At 69.7% G+C, this 19,405-nt stretch carries 15 protein-coding genes; 11 read left to right on the top strand and 4 right to left on the bottom strand.

Annotated elements, in window-relative coordinates:
• Positions 1-2: 2 nt before the first annotated feature.
• The 3 genes from IDM46_RS04645 to IDM46_RS04655 all read left to right on the top strand — a co-directional run bounded on the left by IDM46_RS04645 (position 3) and on the right by IDM46_RS04655 (position 3,400).
• Entirely contained in the window at positions 3-518 is a 516-nt protein-coding gene (locus IDM46_RS04645) for a hypothetical protein (RefSeq protein ID WP_182822003.1), read from the top strand.
• Positions 519-538: 20 nt separating this feature from the next.
• A complete protein-coding gene (locus IDM46_RS04650; RefSeq protein ID WP_185114945.1) occupies positions 539-1,906 on the top strand; it encodes an acetate kinase in 1,368 nt (455 codons plus the stop codon).
• A 105-nt stretch (positions 1,907-2,011) separates the two neighbouring features.
• A complete protein-coding gene (locus tag IDM46_RS04655) occupies positions 2,012-3,400 on the top strand; it encodes a sigma-54 dependent transcriptional regulator (protein WP_185114946.1) in 1,389 nt (462 codons plus the stop codon).
• Between the two features lie 10 nt (positions 3,401-3,410).
• Here the strand turns inward: IDM46_RS04655 and IDM46_RS04660 are convergent, their stop codons facing one another.
• The 3 genes from IDM46_RS04660 to IDM46_RS04670 all read right to left on the bottom strand — a co-directional run bounded on the left by IDM46_RS04660 (position 3,411) and on the right by IDM46_RS04670 (position 9,405).
• On the bottom strand, positions 3,411-3,830 hold the full coding sequence (locus IDM46_RS04660; protein WP_182821998.1) for a thioesterase family protein: 420 nt from the start codon (positions 3,828-3,830) through the stop codon (positions 3,411-3,413).
• On the bottom strand, positions 3,827-6,763 hold the full coding sequence (uvrA, locus tag IDM46_RS04665) for an excinuclease ABC subunit UvrA (RefSeq protein ID WP_221441773.1): 2,937 nt from the start codon (positions 6,761-6,763) through the stop codon (positions 3,827-3,829). The genes IDM46_RS04660 and uvrA overlap by 4 nt, the downstream gene beginning before the upstream one ends.
• A 191-nt stretch (positions 6,764-6,954) precedes the next feature.
• Positions 6,955-9,405, bottom strand: a complete 2,451-nt coding sequence (locus IDM46_RS04670) for a S8 family peptidase (RefSeq protein WP_185114947.1) — start codon at positions 9,403-9,405, stop codon at positions 6,955-6,957.
• Positions 9,406-9,938: 533 nt separating this feature from the next.
• On the opposite strand from IDM46_RS04670, the gene rplU reads away from it, so the two are divergent.
• The 3 genes from rplU to cgtA all read left to right on the top strand — a co-directional run bounded on the left by rplU (position 9,939) and on the right by cgtA (position 11,698).
• The gene (gene rplU, locus IDM46_RS04675) at positions 9,939-10,259 is read left to right on the top strand and encodes a 50S ribosomal protein L21 (RefSeq protein WP_182821992.1); all 321 of its coding nucleotides are present in this window, start codon (positions 9,939-9,941) and stop codon (positions 10,257-10,259) included.
• Positions 10,260-10,271: 12 nt separating this feature from the next.
• Positions 10,272-10,532: a 50S ribosomal protein L27 gene (gene rpmA / locus IDM46_RS04680; protein WP_182821990.1), complete on the top strand. Its 261-nt coding sequence runs from the start codon at positions 10,272-10,274 to the stop codon at positions 10,530-10,532.
• An 83-nt stretch (positions 10,533-10,615) separates the two neighbouring features.
• Positions 10,616-11,698 (top strand): Obg family GTPase CgtA, encoded by a 1,083-nt coding sequence (gene cgtA / locus IDM46_RS04685; RefSeq protein WP_182821988.1) that lies wholly within the window; start codon positions 10,616-10,618, stop codon positions 11,696-11,698.
• 202 nt (positions 11,699-11,900) lie between these two features.
• On the opposite strand, the gene rpsT is transcribed toward cgtA, so the two are convergent.
• Entirely contained in the window at positions 11,901-12,170 is a 270-nt protein-coding gene (gene rpsT / locus IDM46_RS04690) for a 30S ribosomal protein S20 (RefSeq protein WP_182821986.1), read from the bottom strand.
• A 236-nt stretch (positions 12,171-12,406) separates the two neighbouring features.
• On the opposite strand from rpsT, the gene murJ reads away from it, so the two are divergent.
• From murJ to ispH, 5 genes are all read left to right on the top strand, one after another.
• Positions 12,407-13,948, top strand: a complete 1,542-nt coding sequence (murJ, locus tag IDM46_RS04695) for a murein biosynthesis integral membrane protein MurJ (RefSeq protein ID WP_185115263.1) — start codon at positions 12,407-12,409, stop codon at positions 13,946-13,948.
• Between the two features lie 91 nt (positions 13,949-14,039).
• Complete coding sequence (locus IDM46_RS04700; protein WP_185114948.1) at positions 14,040-14,990, top strand: bifunctional riboflavin kinase/FAD synthetase; 951 nt, start codon at positions 14,040-14,042, stop codon at positions 14,988-14,990.
• 59 nt (positions 14,991-15,049) lie between these two features.
• A complete protein-coding gene (gene ileS / locus IDM46_RS04705; RefSeq protein WP_221441828.1) occupies positions 15,050-17,833 on the top strand; it encodes an isoleucine--tRNA ligase in 2,784 nt (927 codons plus the stop codon).
• Positions 17,824-18,321, top strand: a complete 498-nt coding sequence (gene lspA / locus IDM46_RS04710) for a signal peptidase II (protein ID WP_185114950.1) — start codon at positions 17,824-17,826, stop codon at positions 18,319-18,321. Before ileS ends, lspA begins: the two co-directional genes overlap by 10 nt.
• A gap of 55 nt (positions 18,322-18,376) precedes the next feature.
• Positions 18,377-19,327: a 4-hydroxy-3-methylbut-2-enyl diphosphate reductase gene (gene ispH, locus IDM46_RS04715; RefSeq protein WP_182821978.1), complete on the top strand. Its 951-nt coding sequence runs from the start codon at positions 18,377-18,379 to the stop codon at positions 19,325-19,327.
• The last annotated feature ends 78 nt before the right edge of the window (positions 19,328-19,405 follow it).

Genomic DNA, 19,405 nt, shown 5'->3' on the forward strand with positions numbered 1-19,405 from the left:
CCATGAAGACGTTCTCGACGAAACGCTGGATGTGGCATCTGCTGGTCACCGGGCTGCTTGCGGCCGGGGCGGTCGGCTGGTCGGCGCCCGCGGCATCGGCCGATGGCCTGCCGGCGGGCTGGACGCCGGTTGATGCGGACCGCCTGGCCACCCTGCGCGGAGGCTACGTGCTGCCGGGCGGGATGCTGGTGTCCTTCGGGTTCGAGCGCCAGGCGTGGGTCAACGGCGAGCTGGTGTCGTCGCTGCGCATCGAGGTCCCGGACGTGGCCAACATCACCGCGGCGCAGACGGATGAACTCGCGCGGCTGCGCGATACCCAGCTGGTGCAGGTGGGCGCGGGCAACGTGTTCGAGCCCGGCGTCGGCGCGGGGCTCGTGCTGCAGAACACGCTGGACGGCGCCGACATCCGCGTCATGACCACGATCGAGGCGGGCACGACCGCGCTGGGAATGTTGCAGGCGGCCAATTTCGCCGACGCCATGGGCATGGCCGGCATCGGCGCCATCGGTACACCGTGAGCCAACGGGGAGCGCAAGGCATGGAGATGCGGATCGGGAGCGGGGCGCTGCCGCGCCGCCGCGGTGTTGTCCTGAGTTGGGCGATTTCACTGGCGCTGGTGCCGGTGCTGTCCGCGCGCGCAGGCGAGCCACTGCCTGTTGGCCAGGACGATGCCCGGCTGTCGGCACTCGAAGCGCGCGTCGAGGCCCAGGCGCGCGAAATCGAGGCCTTGCGCACGCAGGTGATGCACCAGCAGGCGGCCTGGGACGCGGCGACATCGGGCGTGGATGCGCTGGCCCTGGATGACTTCCGTGCCCGCGGCCCGGCCGGCCAGGCGGCGCCGGCGGGTGCGGCCGGGGACGCGATGGCAGCGCGCGGCGACGCACCGGGCGACACGCGCGTGGGCCAGGCGCCGGAAACCTACGACCGGCCCCCCGAGGTGGCGCAGATCTTCGACCAGCCCGGCGTGCTGACGCCGAAGGGCAAGCTGATCCTCGAGCCCTCGCTGCAGACCGGCTATTACGCCAACGACCGCGTGGCGTTGATCGGGTACACGATCATCCCGGCGATCCTCATCGGCCTGATCGACGTGCGCCAGGTGAAGACCACCAGCGTGACCGCCACCCTCGGTGCGCGCTACGGCCTGGGCAAGCGCTTCGAGGTGGAAGCGCGGGTGCCGTATGTCTACATCAAGGGCGACACCGTCAGCCGCGAGATCTTCACCGGCACCGCGCAGGACAGCGTGTTCACCTCCGACGGCCGCGGCGTGGGCGACATCGAGCTGAGCGCGCGCTACCAGCTGGCCAACCGCGGCCCCGAGCACCCGTACTACGTGCTGTGGCTGCGCTACAAGACGCGCACCGGCAAGGACCTGTTCGACGTGGTCACCGACTGCGTGACGCGCTGCGTGTCCAACGCCACCGGCACCGGCCTGCCGCTGGAACTGCCGACCGGCAGCGGTTTCGCCGCCGTGCAGCCCGGCGTGACCTGGGTGTTCGCCTCCGACCCGGTGGTGTTCTTCGGCAGCCTGAGCTACCTGCACAACTTCGCGCGCGACGACCTCTCGCGGACCGTGCTGAGTGGCGCGCCGGAGGGATTCCCGCAGACCACCACGGAGTTCATCGGCGAGATCGATCCCGGCGACGTCCTCGGCTTCAACATCGGCATGGGCCTGGCGCTCAACGAGAAGGCCGCGATCAGCATCGGCTACGACCACAACATCATCGGCCGCGCGCGCCAGAACGGCAGCGACATGCCGGGCTCGGTGCGCATCGTGCTGGGCACGTTGCTGCTCGGCGCGACCTACCGCCTCAATGACCGCACCAGCCTGAACTTCGCGCTGGGCGCCGGCCTCACCCGTGATACGCCCGACCTGTCGCTCGTGGTGCGCGTACCCGTCGCGTTCTAGGCCCGTGACGTTTCCCCGGCCATGTCCGGTCGCGCGCGGGGCGTGCGTTGACTGCTGTGGACCGGAACGAGGCGTGACCCGGGGGGGCGGGAACGGAGCGACTGCATGCCGAAAAGCGCGGAGGTGCGCGAGATTCTCCATTGGGTGGTCGCAGGGCGCGATGGCGACCATGCCTTCCCGGCGGGCGTGGTGGAGCGGGGATGGCAACCGCGACTGGTGACCGAGGCCGACCAGGTGCTCGGACTCCTGGCCGGCGCGAGCCCGCGCTGCCAGGTCGGGCTGATCGACCTGCGCGACTGCGACCGCCTCGGCGAGCGCGGGTTCGGCCACATCCTGCCGGCGCTTGCCTGCGGCGGGGTGGGCTGGGTGGCGGGGATCTCCTCGGGCCAGCTACGCATGGATCGCATCCGGCGGCTGGTGCTCGACCACTGCCACGACTACGTGGTACTGCCCTGCCACGACGACCTGCTGGCCATGGTGCTTGGCCATGCCTATGGCATGGCGGGGCTGGGCGACTGCGGCGGGGTCGGCCAGCCGGTGGCACCGCGCCCGGAAGGCATGATCGGCGACAGCCCGGCGATGCAGGCGCTGTACCGGCGCCTGCAGCGTGCGGCGATGACCGACGCGCCGGTGTTCATCAGCGGCGAGACCGGTACCGGCAAGGAACTGGCCGCCTCGGCCATCCATCGCCATTCATCGCGCCACGCCGGCCCGCTGGTCGTCATCAACTGCGGAGCGATTCCAGAGAGCCTGGTGCAGTCGGAGCTGTTCGGCTTCGAGCGCGGCGCGTTCACCGGTGCCAACCAGCGCAAGCTGGGACGCATCGAGCTCGCCCATGGCGGCACGCTGTTCCTGGACGAGATCGGCGACCTGCCATTGGAGTCCCAGGCGTCGCTGCTGCGTTTCCTCGAGCAGGGCACGCTGCAGCGCCTCGGGGGCCACGACGACATCCCCACCGATGCGCGGATCATCTGCGCGACACACGTCGACCTGGTAGCGGCGGTCGCCGCCGGGCGCTTCCGCGAGGACCTCTACCACCGCCTGCGCGTGATCGAGCTGGACATGCCGCCACTGCGTGAACGCGGCGCCGACATCGCGCTGCTCGCCGGCTGGGCGCTGGTGCGCCACGGCCGCGAAGGCGGCGGCCGCACCCGCGGTTTCAGCCGCGATGCACTGCGCGCGCTGCACGACCATGCCTGGCCGGGCAACGTGCGCGAACTCGTCAACCGCGTGCGCCAGGCCGTGGTGATGGCCGAGGGTCCCAGGATCAGCGCCCGCGACCTGCGCCTGGACAGCAGGGCATACGAACCGACGACCCTGTCGGAGGCGCGCTCGGAGGGCGAGCGCATGGCGATCGAGCGCGCGCTGTTGCGCAATGGCCACCACCTGCAGGCCGCGGCGCGCGACTTGGCGATTTCCCGGGTCACGCTGTATCGGCTGATGATCCGCCATGGCCTGCGCGGCAGCAGGCTCGACGCCGCCGGAACCGGCTGACGCAGGCGCGTCAGCCGCCGGCGACGCTGCGCACGCCTTCGGGGAGCGCCGTGGGCCGGCCGCTTGCGCGCAGCACCCACACCATCACCACGTGCCCGTCGGCGTGCAGCACGCGGCCGTCGGCACTGGTGATGCGGTGGCCCAGGGTGACGCTGCTGCTGCCCACGCGGTCCGCCGTCAACTCGACCACGATCGACGACGGATAGGGAATCGGCTGGCGGTAGTTCATCTGCACCGCCGCGAGCAGCGGCGCGACCGCGTCGGTCACCCATTCCTCGCCCAAGGTCTCGAACCAGCGGATCCGCGCCTCTTCGAGATAGGTCATGAAGTTGGAGTTGTTGACGTGGTTGAAGGCGTCCAGGTCGCGCCAGCGCAGTTCGATGGGCATGCGGTGGAGCAGCTTGCCGTGTTCTCCGGGAGCGTGGGTCATGTCATCTTCCTGGTCTTGCGGCCGCGCGTCGGCGTGCCGGTGCGGCCCCTGGATCGGGGTGGAGCGGGCTTGTCGCCGGGGGCGGCCGCGGGCATCCCGGCGTGCGCACCGAGCAGCGGCGCGAGGAAACGCCCGGTGTGCGACTGCGGCATGGCGGCGACCTCTTCCGGGGTGCCCTGCGCGATGATCTGCCCGCCGCGGTGACCGCCATCCGGGCCGAGGTCGATCACCCAGTCGGCGGTCTTGATCACGTCGAGGTTGTGCTCGATCACGACCACCGTGTTGCCGTCGTCGCGCAGCTTGTGCAGCACGCCCAGCAGGTGCTCGATGTCGTGGAAGTGCAGACCGGTGGTCGGCTCGTCGAGGATGTACAGGGTGCGCCCGGTATCGCGGCGCGACAGTTCCTTGGACAGCTTGACGCGCTGCGCCTCGCCGCCCGACAGCGTGGTCGCCGACTGGCCGAGCTTGATGTAGTTCAGGCCGACGTCGGACAGCGTTTCCAGCTTGCGCGCGATCGACGGCACCGCCTGGAACAGGTCCAGCGCGGCCTCGACGGTCATTTCCAGCACGTCGTGGATGTTGTGGCCCTTGTACAGCACGTCCAGCGTCTCGCGGTTGTAGCGCTTGCCGCCACAGACGTCGCAGGGCACGTAGACATCCGGCAGGAAGTGCATCTCGACCTTGATCAGGCCGTCGCCCTGGCAGGCCTCGCAGCGACCGCCGCGCACGTTGAAGCTGAAACGCCCGGGGCCGTAGCCGCGTGCGCGCGATTCCGGCACCTGCGCGAACAGCTCGCGCAGCGGCGTGAACAGGCCGGTGTAGGTCGCCGGGTTGGAGCGCGGCGTGCGCCCGATCGGCGACTGGTCGATGTCGACCACCTTGTCGAACAGGTCCAGGCCGTGCACTTCGCGCACCGGCGACGGCGTGTGCGACGCGCCGTTGATCTCGTTGGCGGCCAGCGCGTACAGGGTGTCGTTGATGAGCGTGGACTTGCCGGAGCCGGACACGCCGGTGATCGCGGTGAACAGCCCCGAGGGGATGGTCAGGTCGACGTCCTTCAGGTTGTTGCCCGACGCGCCGCGCAGGGTCAGCAGCATCTTCGGGTTCGCCTTGTGGCGCACGGCAGGTATCTCGATCCGGCGCTTGCCGGACAGGAACTGCCCGGTCAGCGAACGCGGCGCCTTGAGGATGTCGTCGTAGCTGCCTTCGGCGACCACTTCGCCGCCGTGCACGCCGGCGCCGGGGCCGATGTCGACGATGTGGTCCGCCAGGCGGATCGCCTCCTCGTCATGCTCGACCACGATGACGGTGTTGCCGAGGTCGCGCAGGCGCACCAGGGTGCCCAGCAGGCGCTCGTTGTCCCGCTGGTGCAGGCCGATCGACGGCTCGTCGAGCACATACATCACGCCCACCAGGCCTGCGCCGATCTGGCTGGCCAGGCGGATGCGCTGGGCCTCGCCGCCGGACAGCGAGTCCGCCTTGCGTTCGAGGGTCAGGTAGTCGAGGCCGACATCGACCAGGAAGCCCAGGCGCTCGCGGATCTCCTTGACGATGCGGCTGGCCACTTCGCCGCGCCAGCCGGGCAGCTCCAGGCTGGTGAAGAAGCGCAGCGCCTCGTCGATCGGCAGCACCACCAGCGACGACAGTGGCCGCTCCGCCACGAACACGTTGCGCGCCGACCGGTTCAGGCGCGCGCCGCCGCAGTCCGGGCAGGCGCGCTCGCTGACGTACTTCGACAGCTCCTCGCGCACCGCGGCCGATTCGGTCTCGCGGTAGCGACGCTCGAGGTTGGGCACCACGCCTTCGAAGCGGTGGCGCCGCTGGCTGCGCGCACCACCCTCGGTGACGTAGGTGAAGCCGATGAGATCCTTGCCGCTGCCGAACAGTACCGCCTCGCGCACGTCCTCGGGGAGTTCCTGCCAGCGCGTGTCGACGTTGAAGCCGTAGTGCTTGGCCAACGATGCGATCAGCTGGAAATAGTAGTGGTTGCGGCGGTCCCAGCCGCGCACCGCGCCGGCGGCGAGGCTGAGCTCCGGATGCACCACCACGCGCACGGGGTCGAAAAACTCGCTTACGCCGAGGCCGTCGCAGGTCGGGCAGGCGCCGGCCGGCGCGTTGAACGAGAACAGGCGCGGCTCCAGCTCCGGCAGCGCGTAGTCGCACACCGGACAGCTGTAGCGCGACGAGAACAGCAGCGGCGGCACGTCTTCGCCGTCGATCGCGCGCACCTCCGCCATGCCGTCGCCGAGCTTGAGCGCGGTCTCGAACGATTCCGCCAGCCGCTGGCCGATGTCGTCGCGCACCTTGAAGCGGTCGATCACCACTTCGATGGTGTGCTTCTGGCGCAACGCCAGCGGTGGCACGGCGTCGAGCTCGTACAGCGCGCCGTCCACGCGCACGCGCACGTAGCCCTGCGCGCGCAGCTGCTCGAAGACCTGGGCGTGCTCGCCCTTGCGCTCGCGCACCACCGGCGCCAGCAGCATCCAGCGTCGCTCGGGGTCGAGCGCCAGCACCTGGTCGACCATCTGGCTGACGATCTGCGCTTCCAGCGGGTAGTGGTGGTCCGGGCAGCGCGGCTGGCCGACGCGCGCATACAGCAGGCGCAGGTAGTCGTAGATCTCGGTGATGGTGCCGACGGTGGAGCGCGGATTGTGCGAGGTCGACTTCTGCTCGATCGCGATCGCCGGCGACAGCCCCTCGATGTGGTCGATGTCGGGCTTTTCCATCACGCTCAGGAACTGCCGCGCGTACGCGGACAGCGACTCGACGTAGCGGCGCTGGCCTTCGGCATAGATGGTGTCGAACGCGAGCGACGACTTGCCGGAGCCGGACAGGCCGGTGACCACGATCAGCTTGTCGCGCGGCAGGTCGAGGTCGATGTTCTTGAGGTTGTGGGTACGCGCGCCGCGGATGCGGATGTAGTCCATCGCCATCGGGTGGGGGTCCGGGTGGGGCAGGGGGGGTGGGGCAGGCCGGCAAAGGCAATCAGGCAGCCTACCGAGCCGGGTATTTGGGGGCAAATCGGCGGATTGCCAGCGCCGGGTGCCGTGGCGGCGCGGCCCGGCCGGCAACAGAAAGGGGCCCGGCGAACCGGGCCCCTTGCTTGCGGCGTGTTACCGGGTGATCAGCGGCGCGCGGTGTAGTTCACCGTGGCCGAATTGCACTCGGTGGTGCCGGCGTTGCAGACCTGGTACGTGACCGTGCCGGCGCCTGGCGCGCTGGCGGTGAACGTATCCATGACATAGCCCGTGTTGGCCACCGTCGCCACGGTCACGCCGTTGCGCTTGATGTCCACCTGCTCGCCATCGCCGCCGTCCCAGTACAGCGGCACGCGGATGCGCAGCGCCTTGAGGGCGAAGGCGTAGGCGCCGCGCACGTTGGTGGGTGCCTCGCCCACCGGGCCGCCCACGTAGCTGCCGGTCAGGCTCACGCCGGTCGCCGCCGACCAGCCGTCCAGGCGGACGAACCACTGGCCCGCCTCCGGTGCCGCGATGGTGCAGGTCTCGTTTGTCCCACCCAGGTACGGGCGGCAATCGTAGGCCGTGTCGGTCGGCAGGCTGCCGCGACGGACGTACAGGTCGGCATCACCATTGCTGCCCGCCATCTGGAACTTCAGGTCGGTCGCGCCTGCAGGCACGTCGAGCACGAAGAACAGTTCCTGGCCGGCCGCGATGCTGAGGCCGGACACCGTGACGCCGTTCTGGAGCACGGTCGTCGTCGGCGGCTCCGGGCCGTCCTCGTCGTAGGTGCCGGTCAGCGTGTACCCGGCGGATGCCGTGTACGCGTTCACCCGCACGTGCCACTCGCCGGCCGTGGGAGCCGTGAACGAGCAGAGCTCGGACACCGTGCCACCGGTCCACGGGCGGCACTGCCAGACGGAGTTGGACGGGCGCTGGTTGTACTGGACGTAGATGTCCGAGTCACCCGAGGTGCCGGCACCGAGGTTGAACTCCAGCAGGCCCTGGTCGGCGGGCACGTCGAGCACGAAGTACAGGCTTTCGTTCGCGGTCATGTCCGGCAGGTTGACCGTCACGCCGTTCTCGAGCGGGGTCGGCGGCGGCGGCTCCGGCGGGGCCGGCGGAGCCGGGGGCAGCGGTTCGTCTCCGGCGGCGACCGCGACGGCAAGGCCGGCGTCGATCATGCTGGCGCACCAGCGCTCCGCGTTGTCACAGCCCGGGATCAGACCGTTGGCGGCGTAGGCGGTGTTCTCGAGGATCGTCTCGATCTCCGGGGTATCCAGGTCGCCACCGGCCGCTTCCAGCATCAGGGCGATGGTGCCCGCGACGTGCGGCGAGGCCATCGAGGTACCGGCGTACCAGGCATAGGAATCTTCAGCCTGGCCTTCGAGCCCCGTGTTCAGGGTGGACAGCACCTGGTTGGTGGCGGGAGTCGAACCGCTGCCGGCAGGCGCGGCCACGTTGATGCGCGGACCGAAGTTGGTGGACGCGTACGGAGTGTTGTTCGGCCCGGTGCCGGCGACCGCGATCACGCCGGCGCAACTCGCCGGCGAGAAGCCGGCTACGTCGCCGCTGGAGTTGCCCGCAGCCGCGACCACCGTGGTGCCGTTGGTGATCGCGATGTTGACCGCATCCTGCATGGCCGTCGGGCACACCGTGGAGCCACCGAGGCTCAGGTTGATGACATGCGCCGGGGTGGGATTGACAGGCACGCCGGGCACCGTGCCACCGGACGCCCAGACGATGGCGTCGTTGATGTCGGCGAACGTGCCACCGGCATTGCCGAGCACGCGCACGTGCTGCACCTTGGCACCGTGCGCCACGCCGGCGACACCGAGGGTGTTGTTGGTGAGCGCGGCCACGGTGCCGGCAACGTGGGTGCCGTGCCAGGAGCTGTCGTACTTGTCGTCCCAGTCGCCTTCGTCGTTCGGGTTGTTGTCGCGGCCGTCGTTGTCGCGGGCGTTGGCCGGATCGCTGATGAAGTCGTAGCCGGCGATGAACTGCCCGGCCAGGTCGGCGTGGTCCACCTGTCCCGTGTCGAGCACGGCGATGATGTAGCCGCTGCCGTCCACCGAGTCCCAGGCTTCGACGGCATTCATGCCCTCTCCGCCGCCCTTGTAATGCCACTGCTGCGGGAACAGCTCGTCATTGGGCGTCATCGCCCGATACATGCGGCCGTTCGGGTCGACCGCACGGACCATCGGGCTCTTCATCAGCTCGATGGTCAGCTGCTTGAGGCCGTCACGGTCGAGTGCGCGGCTGGTGCGGACCAGCTTGGCGCCGGTCGCCGTGTCGCGGTCGACCGCGATCTGGATGCCAAGGGTCTTGCCCACGGCCTGGAGGTGGTTGCGGAGCGCGGCCGCGCTGGGCGCGGCACCCTTCTGGAAGCTGATGATGAAGCTGTCATGGGCCTCGTTGGTCGGAGCCTTCAGGTTGGTTCCATAGGCCAGTGCGGGCTTGGAAAACACCGGCCCCTTGGCGGCCTTGGAGACCTTGGCGCCGCCGCCGAGTGCGGGCTGCCGGCCAGCCGAGTAAGCCGCGGGTGCTGCGACCAGGGCGGCTGCAATGGCCACCGCGAGCGCGGTCGTTGTCGTGGTGCTGCGAGTGCGTCGTGTCATTTCGATCCTCTCTCCCTTTAATCGATCCGAGCGCTTTTCACGGCGCCGGCCCTATCCACAGAGTTGCTGTTGCGACCGCAGTGGAACCTGCAGGCCTGCCCGCGGCGCGACGGCTGGCGTCGGCGGCACGTGAGGGGAGGCCGGAATGGCGGGAGGCGGCTGAACGGGGCCGCAGGGTGGCGTGCGGCGTCGCCGCGGCGGCGGTGGTAGGGGTGGGCGCCATCGTGGGCGCACGGCCATGTCCGGCCGCGTTGGCGTTGCTCTCGCTGTTCACGAACAGAGGCCCCCCGGTTGTCACACCCCATGCGCAACCCGCCTGAACGGATCCGCGCACGCTCCACTTGGCACTTGCCAGTTGCGATGACCCCCTGTAGCCACCGCCACCCGACGCTACTTGATGCGGTACCCCGCACGCAACCGTATTTCCTGCATTCAGGTGGATTTGACCCTAACTCCATGAATCCCCTACAATTCCGCTCCTGTCTGCCGCAAAAGGCAACAGAGACCACAATAACTACATAGGAAGCTTGGTCATGTACGCAGTCCTGGTAACAGGCGGAAAGCAATACCGCGTGATGCAAGGCGAGACGCTCCGCGTCGAGCTGCTTGACGTCGAGGCGGGCAAGGAGATCACGTTCGACAACGTGCTCATGCTCGGCGACGGTGAAGGCATCAAGATCGGCGACGCCCTCTCCGGCGCCACCGTCACCGCCACCGTCAAGGCCCACGGCCGCGCCGACAAGGTGCGCATCGTGAAGTTCCGCCGCCGCAAGCACCATCGCAAGCAGATGGGCCACCGGCAGCACTACACCGAAATCGAGATCACCGGCATCGCCGGTGGCGACAAGAAGTAAGGAGCAGCAGCCATGGCACATAAAAAGGGCGTAGGTTCCAGCCGCAACGGCCGCGACTCCAACCCGAAATACCTCGGCGTGAAGATCTATGGTGGCCAGGCGATCGATGCCGGCAACATCATCATCCGCCAGCGCGGTACCCAGTTCCATCCGGGCATGGGCGTCGGCCTCGGCCGCGACCACACCCTGTTCGCGTTGATCGACGGCAAGGTCGAGTTCGCGGTCAAGGGCCCGAAGAAGCGTCGCACCGTGAGCGTGGTCGCCGAGGCCTGAGCCCGGGCGCCACGATCCAGCAAGGGCCCCGCTCCGGCGGGGCTTTTTGTTGCAATCCCCCCAATCCAGCAGCGGATCCAGACATGAAACTCGTCGACGAAGCCGAAATCACCGTGACCGCCGGCAATGGCGGCAATGGCTGCGTCGGTTTCCGGCGCGAGAAGTACATCCCCCTCGGTGGCCCCGATGGTGGCGATGGCGGAGACGGCGGCAACGTCTGGATCCAGGCCACGCGCAACCTCAACACCCTGGTCGATTTCCGCCACCAGAAGGCCTTCCGCGCCCAGCGCGGCGAGGACGGCATGGGCCAGCAGCGCTACGGCAAGGGTGGCATCGACACGGTGATCACCGTGCCGGTGGGCACCCAGGTGCTCAACATCGACACCGACGAGGTGATCGGCGACCTGGTCAACGACGGCGACCGGCTGCTGGTGGCGCGCGGCGGGCAGGGCGGGCTGGGCAACATGCATTTCAAGAGCTCGATCACCCGCGCCCCGCGCCGCGCCACGCCGGGCGGCGAGGGCGAGCAGCGCGCGCTGCGCCTGGAGTTGAAGCTGCTGGCCGATGTCGGCCTGCTGGGCTTCCCGAACGCCGGCAAGTCGACCCTGATCCGCGCGGTCTCGGCGGCGACGCCGAAGGTCGCGGACTATCCGTTCACCACCCTTTACCCGAACCTCGGCGTGGTCAGCGTGGAGCCGGCACGCAGCTTCGTGATTGCCGACATTCCCGGCCTGATCGAGGGCGCGGCGGACGGCGCGGGCCTCGGCGCACTGTTCCTGCGCCACATCCAGCGCACCAGCCTGCTGCTGCACCTGGTCGAGGTGGAACCGCTCGACGGCTCGGACGCGGCGGCGCAGGTCAGGGCGATCGAGCACGAGCTGGCCAAGTTCGATGCCGGCCTGATGGACAAGCCGCGCTGGCTGCTGCTCAACAAGGCCGACCTGCTGCCGGCCGACGACGCACGCGAACTGGCGGAGCGCATCGTGTCCGAACTCGGCTGGACCCAGCCCTGGTTCGTGGTCTCGGGCCTCGCGCACACGGGCACACGCGACGTGATGCTCAAGGTCCAGGCGTTCCTCGATGAACAGGCCCTGCTGGCCGCCGAAGCCGCGGATGCAGCCGACGCAGCCGACGCAGCCGCTCCGGCTGACCCGGCCGGGGGCTGAGGTGGGCGGGGTGGGAACGGCAGGAGGGCAAGAGCCAGACCAGACGCGGCTGCCAGCGCGTGACGCATTTGCCCGCCTCGGACAGATCCGGGTAAGTCCGCACAAATCCGTAGCCAAGAACGCCCTTGCTCCGACCTTCCGCCCAGCCCACGCAAAAAACCCGGCCGGGGCCGGGTTTTCAGGGAGCGCCGGTGCAACGGCCTCAGGCGGCGGCAAGCGCCTTGATGCGGGCGTTGATGCGGCTCTTGTGGCGGGCGGCCTTGTTGCGGTGGATCAGGCCACGGGCGCTGAAGCGATCGAGGATCGGCTGCGCGACGTTGAAGGCCTCGCGGGCGCCGGCGGCATCGTTGGCGTCGAGCGCCTTGAGCACTTTCTTGACGGCGGTGCGCAGCTGCGAACGCTGGCTGTTGTTGCGCAGGTTGCGCACGACAGCCTGCTTGGCGCGCTTCTTGGAGGACTTGATGTTGGCCACGATGGGATCCTGGAAACTGGGGTAGAGATGAGTTTGGGGTCGAGCAAGCAGGAAATTATGGGTGAATCAGGGGCTTGCGTCAACAATGCCTGCCACGCGGGGCTGCGGGCGTGACCGGCTCCGCCCCCGCACCGGGCGTTGACAGCCCCGATCCCGCCGCGGCCGCGCCCGCGGCCGCTTCGGCAGCCACGCCGGGCGCCCCTGGCCCCGGCGGGCGCGGCCCGCGTGGCGGGCTGATGCGCTCGACCGCGGTGTTCAGCGCGATGACCCTGCTGTCGCGGATCGCCGGCTTCGTGCGCGACATGCTGCAGGCCACGCTGTTCGGCACCGGTGGCGCGATGAGCGCGTTCATCGTCGCCTACCGGATCCCGAACTTCCTGCGTCGCGTGTTCGCGGAGGGTTCGATGGCGATGGCCTTCGTGCCGGTGCTCAACGAGATCAAGGAGCGCGGTGACCGCGCGGCGCTGAAGGACTTCATCGACCACATGGCCGGCGCGCTGTGCGCCGTGGTGCTGGTGGTCTGCGCCGCCGGCGTGCTGCTGGCGCCGGTGATCACCGCGCTGTTCACGCCAGGCGCGCTCGACGAGCCGGAAAAGTTCTCGCAGACGGCGATGATGCTGCGGATCACCTTCCCGTACCTGCTGTTCATTTCGATGATGGCGCTGGCCGGCTCGGTGCTCAACAGCGAAGGGCGCTTCGCGCTGCCGGCGTTCACACCGGTGCTGCACAACCTGACGATGATCGCCGCCATGTTCTGGCTCGCGCCGCGCTTCGAGGTGCAGCCGGTAGGCCTGGCCTGGGGCGTGCTGATCGCCGGGTTCCTGCAACTGGTGCTGTTGTGGCCGGCGCTCGGAAGGCTGGGCCTGCGGCCGCGCCTTCGCCCCGGCTTCCGCCATCCGGACGTGCGTCGGGTCGGCAAGCTGATGCTGCCGACGCTGTTCTCCTCGTCGGTGGCGCAGGTCAACCTGCTGGTCGGCACGGCGTTCGCTTCGCTGCTGGCCGACGGCAGCCAGGACTGGCTGTACTACTCCGACCGCCTGGTCGAGTTCCCGCTGGGGCTGTTCGGCGTGGCGCTGGGCACGGTGATCCTGCCGCACCTGTCGCGCCGCCATGCCGCCGAGGACGCGGCCGGTTACAGCCATTCGCTCGACTGGGCGCTGCGCATGGCGCTGCTGGCCGGCCTGCCGGCGGGGCTCGGGCTGCTGCTGCTGGCCGAGCCGGTGACGGCCACGGTCTACAACTACGGCGCGTTCACCGCGGTGGACACGCGGATGGCGGCGCTCAGCCTGACCGCCATGAGCATCGGCATCCCGGCCTTCATGCTCAGCAAGGTGCTGGCGCCGGCGTTCTACGCCCGCCAGGACATGAGGACGCCGATGCGCGCGGCCCTGCTCACGGTCGCCATCAACGTGGCGCTCACCATCGCCTTCACCACGCCGATGTGGCTGCACGACACGCCCGGCGCGCACGGCGGCATCGCACTCGCCACGGGCCTGGCCGGGGTGGCCAATGCCTGGTTGCTGTGGCGCTACCTGCGGCGCGGCGGCGTGTACCTGCCGGCGGCCGGCTGGGGCCGGTTCGGCCTGCGGCTGCTGCTGGCGTGCGCCGCGATGGCGGCGGCGGTGCTTGCGATGCGCGCATGGATCGGTGACTGGACCGCGCTCGCTGGCTGGCAGGCACGCGTCGGCTGGCTGCTGGCGACCATCTCCGCCGGGGCGGCCACCTATGGCCTGGCGCTGCTGGCGCTTGGCCTGCGCCCCCGCCACCTGCGGCATTGAGGCCGGCGGTGGAGCGCCGCCGTTATACTCTGCGGTCGACCCCACGCGGTCGCGGCGCCGGTGGCGGCCGCACCTCTCCACCCAGGACCCCATGAAGCAGCTGTTCCGCGACGTCGACGGCGGGCCTTTGTGCCGCGAAGGCAGCGTGGCCTGCATTGGCGCCTTCGACGGCCTGCACCTCGGCCATCGCGCGCTGCTGCGCCACGCGGCCGGGCGCGCCCGCGCGCTCGGGTTGCCGCTGGTCGCGCTGAGCTTCGAGCCGTTGCCCCGCGAGTTCTTCGCGCCCGCCGCGCCGCCGCCGCGGCTGGCGCTGCCGCGTGCCAAGTTCGAAGGCCTGTGCGCGCTTGGTGCCGACGCCGTCGGCCTGCTGCGCTTCAACGCCGGCTTCGCGGCGATGTCGCCGGATGCGTTCGCGGAGTCGGTGCTGGCGCGGCGCCTGGCGGCGCGCGAGGTCTGGGTGGGGCCCGGGTTCCGCTACGGTCAGCGGCGCGCCGGTGACCTCGACACCCTGCGTGAGGCGGGGCAGCGGCTCGGCTTCGCCGCCGGCGAGATCGCGCCGGTGCTGCTCGACGACGAGCGCGTGTCCAGTACCCGCATCCGCGCCGCCCTGACGGCAGGCGACTTCGCCGCCGCCACCCGGCTGCTCGCCCGGCCCTATGCCATCGCCGGCCGCGTGGTGCGCGGACGCCAGCTCGGCCGCACGCTGGGCTTCCCCACCGCCAACCTGCGCTTCGGCGGCAAGGTGCCGGCGTTGCAGGGCATCTACGCGACCCGCGTGCACGGCATCGGTGACCAGCCGTGGCCCTCGGTGTCGAGCTTTGGCACCCGCCCCACCGTGGACGGCGTGGAGCCGCTGCTGGAAGCCCACCTGTTCGATTTCGACGGCGACCTCTATGGTCGGCGCATCGCGGTCGAGTTCGTGGCGCGCCTGCGCGACGAGGAAAAATACCCCGACCTGCCGACCCTGGTCGCGCAGATGGATCGCGACGCCACACAGGCGCGCCACATTTTGATGCATACCCCGCAGCGAGCGACCGCGTGACCGACGACGACAGCCAGCGCTACAAGCCGACCATCCTCCTGCCCGAGACCGCGTTCCCGATGCGCGGCGACCTGCCCAAGCGGGAGCCGGACACGCTGGCGCGCTGGGAGGCCGAAGGGCTGTACACACGACTGCGCGAGCACGCCGCGGGTCGGCCGAAGTTCGTACTGCACGACGGTCCGCCGTATGCCAATGGGGCCATCCACCTCGGGCATGCGGTCAACAAGATCCTCAAGGACATCATCGTCCGCTCGAAGACCGTCGCCGGCTTCGACGCCCCGTACATCCCCGGCTGGGACTGCCACGGGCTGCCGATCGAGATCGCGATCGAGAAGAAGCACGGCAAGGTCGGCGCGAAGCTCGATGCCACCGCGTTCCGCCAGGCCTGCCGCGACTACGCGCTGTCCCAGGTCGAACTGCAGATGCGCGATTTCAAGCGCCTGGGTGTGCTCGGCGATTGGGACAACCCGTACCTCACGCTCGACCCGAAGTTCGAGGCCGACGAGATGCGCGCCCTGGCCAGGGTTGTCGACAACGGCCACCTGCTGCGCGGCGTGAAGCCGGTCTACTGGTGCTTCGACTGCGGTTCCGCGCTGGCCGAGGCGGAAATCGAATACCAGGACAAGCAGTCCCCCGCGGTCGACGTGGCGTATCCGGCACGTGATGCTCAGGCGCTGGCGCGGGCCTTCGGCACCGAGGTGCCGGAAGGCGTCGAGATCGCGGTGCCGATCTGGACCACCACGCCGTGGACGCTGCCGGCATCGCTGGCGGTGGCGCTGGGCGCGGGGCTGGATTACACGCTCGTCGAAGGGCCGGCGCATGGCGGCCGACGCCGCTGGCTGGTGCTGGCCACGGGGCTCGAGGCCAAGGCGCTTGCACGCTACGGCGTGGACGAGGTGGTCGTGCACGGCCATGCCCCCGGCAGCGCGCTCGAGGGCCTGCTGCTTGCGCATCCGTTCTACGCCGGGCGCGACATCCCGCTGATCCTCGGCGAGCACGTGACTGCCGACGACGGTACCGGTGCGGTGCATACCGCCCCAGGGCATGGCCAAGAGGATTTCGTGGCCGCCCGGCACTACGGGCTGGTCGAGAAGTACACGGCGGCGCAGCTCAACCCGGTCGATGGCCGCGGCGTGTACCTGCCGTCGACGCCGGCGGCGGACGGCGTGGCGCTCGCCGGCACGCACATCTGGAAGGCCAACGACGCCATCATTGAAGTCCTCCGCGCCAACGGCGCACTGCTCGCGCACGCCGGCCTGCAGCACAGTTACCCGCACTGCTGGCGCCACCGCACGCCGGTCGTGTTCCGCGCCACGCCGCAGTGGTTCATCTCCATGGACCAGGCGGAGCTGCGCCGCGACGCGCTGGCCGCCATCCAGCGCGTGGAGTGGTTCCCCGCCTGGGGCGAAGCGCGCATCGCCGGCATGGTCGAGGGCCGCCCGGACTGGACTATCTCGCGCCAGCGCACCTGGGGCGTGCCGATCGCGCTGTTCGTGCATCGCGAGAGCGGCGAGCCGCACCCGCGCTCCAGCGAACTGATGCGCGCCGCCGCCGACCGCGTCGAGGCGGGCGGCATCGATGCCTGGTACGACCTCGATCCGGCCGAACTGCTGGGCGACGAGGCCGGTGACTACGACCGCATCACCGACATCCTCGACGTCTGGTTCGATTCCGGCGTGACCCACGAGTGCGTGCTGGCGGCGCGCGGCATCGGCAAGCCGGCCGACCTGTACCTGGAAGGCTCGGACCAGCATCGCGGCTGGTTCCAGTCGTCGCTGCTCACCGGCATCGCGATCGACGGCGCCGCGCCGTACCGGCAATGCCTGACCCACGGCTTCACGGTCGACGAGAACGGCCGCAAGATGTCGAAGTCGCTCGGCAACGGCATCGAGCCGCAGGAAATCATGAAGACGCTGGGCGCGGACATCCTGCGCCTGTGGATCGCGTCGGCCGACTACAGCAACGAGATGTCGCTGTCCAAGGAGATCCTCAAGCGCAACGCCGACGCCTACCGCCGCATCCGCAACACCGCGCGCTTCCTGCTCGGCAACCTGCATGGCTTCGACCCGGTGCGCGACCTGCGCCCGCTGGACGACATGGTGGCGCTGGACCGCTGGATCGTGCACCGCGCGTGGGAAGTGCAGGAGAAGATCGTGGCCGCGTACGCGCGCTACGACTTCGCGGAAATCATCCAGGCCCTGCTCAATTTCTGCAGCGTCGACCTGGGCTCGCTGTACCTCGACGTCACCAAGGACCGGCTGTACACCATGCCGGAAGACTCGCGCGGCCGCCGCAGCGCGCAGAGCGCGATGTACCGCATCACCGAGGCCTTCGTGCGCTGGATCGCGCCGGTGCTGGCGTTCACCGCCGACGAGATGTGGAGCCACCTGCCCGGCGCGCGCGAGGACAACGTGCTGTTCGCCACCTGGTACGACGGCCTTGCGCCGATGGCCGACGATGCGCCGATGTCGGCGCGCGCGTTCGACGAACTGCTGCGCCTGCGAGAGCAGGTCTCCAAGGTGCTCGAGCCGATGCGCGCCAGCGGCGTGATCGGCGCCGCGCTGGAAGCCGAGATCACGCTCGCCTGCGGCGTTGCCGACCAGAACCGGCTGTCGCCGCTGCTCGACGAGCTGCGTTTCCTGCTGATCAGCGGTGATGTCGCACTGGTGGTCGACGACGGCGCCACCGACATCGGCGTCAGTGCGACGCCCACCAGCAAGCCCAAGTGCGTCCGCTGCTGGCAACACCGCGGCGACATCGGCAGCGTCGCCGCGCATCCGCTGCTGTGCACGCGCTGCGCCGGCAACGTCGACGGCAACGCGGAGGATCGCCAATGGTTCTGAAGCCCGCACGCAACGCGCTGCCATGGCTGCTGCTGTCGGCGCTGGTGATCGTGCTCGACCAGCTGAGCAAGCAGTGGGTGCTCACCAGCCTTCCGGAGTACACGGCCATTCCGGTGGTCGAAGGGTTCTGGAACTGGTACCGCACCTACAACACCGGCGCGGCGTTCAGCTTCCTGTCCGATGCCGGCGGCTGGCAGAAGTGGTTCTTCAGCATCCTGGCCTTCGGCATCAGCGGCCTGCTGGCGGTATGGCTGTCGCGCACCCCGCGCGGCGACTGGCGCACGGCGCTGCCGTTCGCGCTGGTCATCGGCGGCGCGATCGGCAACGTCATCGACCGGCTGGTGCATGGCCATGTCATCGATTTCATCCAGTGGCACTGGCGCGGCCATTTCTGGCCCGCATTCAACATCGCCGATGCCGCGATCGTGGGCGGCGCGATCGGCATCGCCCTGTTCGGGCTGCTCGCCCCGAAGGCAACGACCCCCTGACGGCGCCCCTGCCGCGCAGGGGGAAGGGTCACGTTCGCGGCGGTACAATGGCGGCATGGATATCGTGCTCGCCAACCCCCGTGGTTTCTGCGCCGGCGTGGACCGCGCCATCGAAATCGTCAAGCGTGCCATCGAGACGCTCGGCGCGCCGATCTACGTCCGCCACGAGGTGGTGCACAACCGCTACGTGGTCGACGACCTGAAAAAGCGGGGTGCCATCTTCGTCGAGGAGCTCGACGAGGTGCCCGATGGCAACACCGTGATCTTCAGCGCCCACGGCGTCTCGCAGGCGGTGCGCCAGGAAGCCGACCGGCGCGGCCTGAAGGTGTTCGACGCCACCTGTCCGCTGGTGACCAAGGTGCACCTCGAGGTCGCGCGCCAATGCCGCGCCGGGCGCGACGTGGTGCTGATCGGCCATGCGGGTCATCCGGAGGTCGAAGGCACCATGGGCCAGTGGAACAGGGAGCGCGGCAGCGGGCGCATCTACCTGGTCGAAGACGTCGCCGACGCCGCCGTGCTCGAGGTCTCGCAGCCCGGAAACCTGGCCTACACCACGCAGACCACGCTGTCGGTGGACGACACCCGCAGCGTCATCGAGGCCCTGCGCCTGCGCTTCCCGGCGATCCAGGGGCCGAAGAACGACGACATCTGCTACGCCACCCAGAACCGCCAGGATGCCGTGCGCGCGCTGGCGTCGCAGTGCGACCTGGTGCTGGTGGTCGGTTCGCCGAACAGCTCGAATTCCAACCGCCTGCGCGAACTCGCCGAACGCGACGGCGTCGAGGCCTACCTGATCGACGGTGCCGACGAGATCGACGTGCGCTGGGTCGAGGGTCGCCGCCACATCGGCGTGACCGCGGGCGCGTCGGCGCCCGACGTGCTGGTCGAAGGCGTGCTGGCGCGGCTGCGCGAGCTCGGCGCCCAGGGCATCCGCGAACTGTCCGGCGAGCCGGAGAACATGGTGTTCGCCCTGCCCAAGGAGCTGCGCCTGCGGCTGGTGGAGTAGGGCGCGCAACCGGGCCTCCCCGGCGTAGCCTGGCTCGCGCAACAAAAAGGCCGCCCGAAGGCGGCCTTTTTGCGTCAC

Origin of the sequence: Luteimonas sp. MC1825 (assembly GCF_014764385.1) — a bacterium.
Lineage (GTDB): Bacteria > Pseudomonadota > Gammaproteobacteria > Xanthomonadales > Xanthomonadaceae > Luteimonas.